This window comes from Nostoc sp. 'Peltigera membranacea cyanobiont' 232, assembly GCF_002245985.1.
GTDB lineage: Bacteria > Cyanobacteriota > Cyanobacteriia > Cyanobacteriales > Nostocaceae > Nostoc.
Map to the genome: position 1 here is coordinate 1 of NZ_NOLK01000306.1, position 3,927 is coordinate 3,927.

A 3,927-nucleotide genomic window follows, 5' to 3' on the forward strand; every position below is an offset into this window, starting at 1 on the left:
ACTCATTGTTGCTATTGCATCACTGAATACGTAGAACCAGTATCAAGTCTTCCAAGTAACTCTTAAATTCAGTAAATCAAACCTATAGTACACAAGTTCGTATCTCATTCAAATGCATACCGCTATATTGGTGGATTACCCAGTCAATAACACGTGCTGTAGCAGATAAGTCTCGCACTATTCGTTTACCAATTCATATCAACGAAAAGTTAAACAAAATCAGGAGAATACAGCAGCAACTGTCTCAGTCTTTGGGTCGGACTCCAGTTGTAGCAGAAATTGCCGAATCGTTGAATCTATTGCCAAGCCAAATAAGAGATTACCTTCAGGTTTCCAAGTCTCCAGTTTCATTAGAAATGCGAGTGGGAGATGAGGGTGAAAGTGAACTAGTCGATATTTTGCCGATGGATAGCATTTCTCTAGATGAGCAAATTACTCTTGAGCTTTTACACCAGGACTTGAGCGAGTTGCTGGCATTGCTTAAGCCAAGGCAACGAGAAGTATTGACTCTACGTTTTGGATTGTCAGATAATCAGCAGTTGACTTTGAGTCAAGTTGCGAAACGTCTAAACCTAAGTCGAGAAACAATTCGCAAAACTGAACATCTTGCTCTCTCTGTTTTGCGCTCTCATCAAAACAAGATCAAAGACTATCTTTTTAATTAGGATTAACTAAGGGTTGTTGGACTCTAGTTTCATTTATATAAGTCGAACTCGCTACTCCAAAGGCTGAGAGCAAACTGCAACCGTTGTTAAAGATGCCTTCAATTATTGCTGTCAGGAGTGCTTCCCGCGTACTTGCACTTTCCGGCGGCATGGCCTCTGCTTAATCCGCGGCGAAAAACCTCACTGTTTAAATCAAATGGTGCATGAATATATTGATGCCAGAAACTATCCTTATAAATAGAACACCGAAGAAAGAACCGATGCCCAGCAAAACTATTGAAGTCAGAGAGTACACCGTTAGAGCGCACAAGCGGGAAATTCATACTCGCGTTTTTAACTTCGTATGTAAGCAGTGTGAACAACCCACACAACGAGAAACCTTTGGTGTCCGACCGCTTTACTGTGAAACATGCCGTCCACCACAAGCACCCAAGCAATCGAAAGTAATCCCTATAGGCAAGAGGAAACCCAGAGCTATGAACTATAAGAGTGGCAAAGGTATTGGGGGGTGATTTGTTGTCTCATGGTTTTGAGGGAGCGCACGAAAGTGAGTGAAGCAGTGCGCTCATTCGCCCAACCTAACTCAAACTGGTAAAAAGTAACTCTACTGTTTGGAAGTTTAGAAGTCATTCAGGAGGTGCAAACTGTGCAAAGACCTCGGCCCCTGTCAGGTTTTTAGTTTCATTGGCAAAACAGTAATATTGGGGCTTTTCATCAATGAATACCTGATGATCGAAAACAAGACCTTCATAGTTCTGAAATAGTCCAACAGGTATGAAATATTGGTTATTTTGTTTCAATTTATAAAATAGATGGCTCCCACATTGCTTACAGAATGCACGTTCTGCCCATTGTGACGATTGATAAACCCCAATATTTTCTTCACCAGACAAGCTGACATCACTTTTACAGTCAACAGCTAACAGAGGCCCTCCGCCCCAATTGCGGCAGATACTACAATGACACGCTCCCACATTTTTACTCATGGTAGTTGTAGAAAGACTTACTGCCCCACACAGGCAACTACCTTTTGCAATATTTAGGTTAGACATATTATTTGCTCCGATTCCACGCAGGCGCTCCAATTACTCACATTTTCCCCTATTTCATACTGGAAATGCCAAGAATATCAAGTAGTTGGCTTTCGTGACTTGGCTATTTTTTGGGCAAGGTGGGGGGAAAGCTTTTAAACCCTTACCATGCACCCCTTACCCTAGCCCTGATCGCTTAATGAAATTCAAAATTCAAAATTCAAAATTTAATAAATAATAACAAGCTAAGTTTAATGACAAAACTACCACAGGTAGAACTTTGGGATGGAGGTATAGTAAGCGCTCACTGGATACTGTTATAAATAATTGCGTTCTAAATTGAATTTATCTATTGCAATCTCAGGTCAATATTTTTGGCTGTTTAAATGAGGAAAATTAATTCAGCGATTTGATTTATACTTTTAGATTCGTCTAAATATCAAAAAAAGTTTTGTTGTATGTCCAGCCTGAGTCCAGACATGGTTCGTATCTATTTGCAAGAGATTGGTCGTTATCCAATGCTAACCGCAGACCAAGAAATTGCTTATGGGAGGCAGGTACAGCAAATCATGGCAATTGAGCAAAGAAAAAATGAACTCACCCAACAACTAGCTCGTAAGCCAACAATGGTCGAATTAGCTGTTGATATTGACAAAAGTGAAGTAGAAATAGCTCAAATACAAAATCTTGGGCAACGAGCCAAACAAAAAATGGTGACAGCAAACCTGCGTCTGGTGGTTTCGATTGCCAAAAAATATACTAAGCGCAATCTGGAATTTTTAGATTTGCTGCAAGAAGGGGCAATAGGTTTACAACGGGGTGTGGAAAAATTTGACCCCAATCGCGGCTATAAGCTTTCCACCTACGTATACTGGTGGATTACGCAGTCAATCACACGGGCGATCGCAGAGAAATCTCGTACTGTACGCTTGCCAATTCATATCACCGAACAACTGAATAAAATCAAGAAAGTACAGCGAGAATTATTTCAGACACTGGGTCGTGCAGCCAGTATTGTAGAAATTGCTGAAACTTTAGACTTACAACCAAGCCAGATTAGGGATTTTCTCAGCAGTTCAAAGCAGCCAATTTCTCTAGATGTAAAGATTGGAGATAACCAAGACACAGAACTTAGTCAACTTTTACCAGATGAGGGCATATCTCCAGACGAACATATCACCAAAGAACTTTTACGCCAAGACATAAATAGTTTATTAGAATCACTCAAACCGACGCAATGTGAAGTATTAATTTTGCGTTTTGGATTAGAGAACGATCAAGAACTAACTTTAGCTCAAATTGGAGAGAAATTGAATGTCAGTAGAGAACGAGTTCGCCAAATTCAGCAGCAAGCAATCACTGCTCTACGTCGTCAAAAAACTGAAATTCAACAGTATTTAGTTTCGTGAGAAGTACTTATTGATGATATTTTCGGGACTAATTAGCGAAAAAGAAAGGCTGGGGTAGGGTTACAGGTTTGGGTGTAGGGAAAGACAGAAAGTCTTACTATACCCGTGTTTCTCACAAACTTCAGGCGTTTGATGGAGCAGAGGTCTGGGGCAGAGGAGAAAGAACAAGGCACATTGAACTCTCTCCTGCTCCCCTGCACAAGCGCAGGCTTTGAGAGGTGTGGTGAGAAATCCGGGTATTATACCCCACACACTCTGATTTTTTCAGATAGTGTGAAAAGTCAGATTAAACAAGAAGATCAATATTTTTGAAAGGTTTAATTAAATTTCTACGATAGATAACAGCAGAAATAGCTGTGGGAAGTCTATCGAATCTATCAGTTCAAGCCTAGTTATAGATGTTCTGGAAGTTTTTATATCTTCTGTTTCTGTACTTGAGTTAAGTATGAATAATAGTCTATATTAAGTAACTTTTTGGAAACAAGTGCAGTAACTAAACTGTTATTTGGCAGTTCTAAGAGTTTTGTATAAGGTTAGTACCTGAACATAGAGAGTTTAAGTACTCTTTGTCTAAGTTAGGATTTACGCACTGTACAAATTAACTATAATGTGTGTTGTGAATTTCGACTTTTCAGGCGTGCCAGTAAACGTTATCCTAAAGTAATTACGGTATATTTAATTTATTACTTTTCATCTAAGTAGCTAGGCACAATTAAATATAAGACGCTCAAGGGCATATTCACCCTTTACGCTTCTGGCTTCCATGCCATCAATAATTGCCATAGCCAAATCGTAGTTATTGTCAAACATTTGTCCAGCAAT

Annotated in this window: 5 protein-coding genes; 3 read left to right on the forward strand and 2 right to left on the reverse strand. The window is 39.6% G+C overall.

All coding sequences use genetic code 11. From position 1 onward, the window contains the following. Nucleotides 1-134: 134 nt before the first annotated feature. Nucleotides 135-665 (forward strand): sigma-70 family RNA polymerase sigma factor, encoded by a 531-nt coding sequence (locus CDG79_RS39500; RefSeq protein ID WP_223278647.1) that lies wholly within the window; start codon nt 135-137, stop codon nt 663-665. On the opposite strand, the gene CDG79_RS43215 is transcribed toward CDG79_RS39500, so the two are convergent. Further along, on the reverse strand, nt 658-816 hold the full coding sequence (locus CDG79_RS43215; protein WP_189525308.1) for a hypothetical protein: 159 nt from the start codon (nt 814-816) through the stop codon (nt 658-660). The genes CDG79_RS39500 and CDG79_RS43215 overlap by 8 nt on opposite strands. A gap of 109 nt (nt 817-925) precedes the next feature. Between CDG79_RS43215 and CDG79_RS39505 the strand changes: the two genes are divergently transcribed. Further along, nucleotides 926-1,177, forward strand: a complete 252-nt coding sequence (locus tag CDG79_RS39505) for a hypothetical protein (RefSeq protein WP_094346915.1) — start codon at nt 926-928, stop codon at nt 1,175-1,177. A 114-nt stretch (nt 1,178-1,291) separates the two neighbouring features. Here CDG79_RS39505 and CDG79_RS39510 read toward each other — a convergent pair whose 3' ends face one another. Continuing rightward, complete coding sequence (locus CDG79_RS39510; RefSeq protein WP_094346912.1) at nt 1,292-1,717, reverse strand: GFA family protein; 426 nt, start codon at nt 1,715-1,717, stop codon at nt 1,292-1,294. A 437-nt stretch (nt 1,718-2,154) separates the two neighbouring features. Here CDG79_RS39510 and CDG79_RS39515 point away from each other — a divergent pair, with 437 nt between their 5' ends. Then, on the forward strand, nt 2,155-3,105 hold the full coding sequence (locus tag CDG79_RS39515) for an RpoD/SigA family RNA polymerase sigma factor (protein ID WP_094346913.1): 951 nt from the start codon (nt 2,155-2,157) through the stop codon (nt 3,103-3,105). Nucleotides 3,106-3,927: the final 822 nt, after the last annotated feature.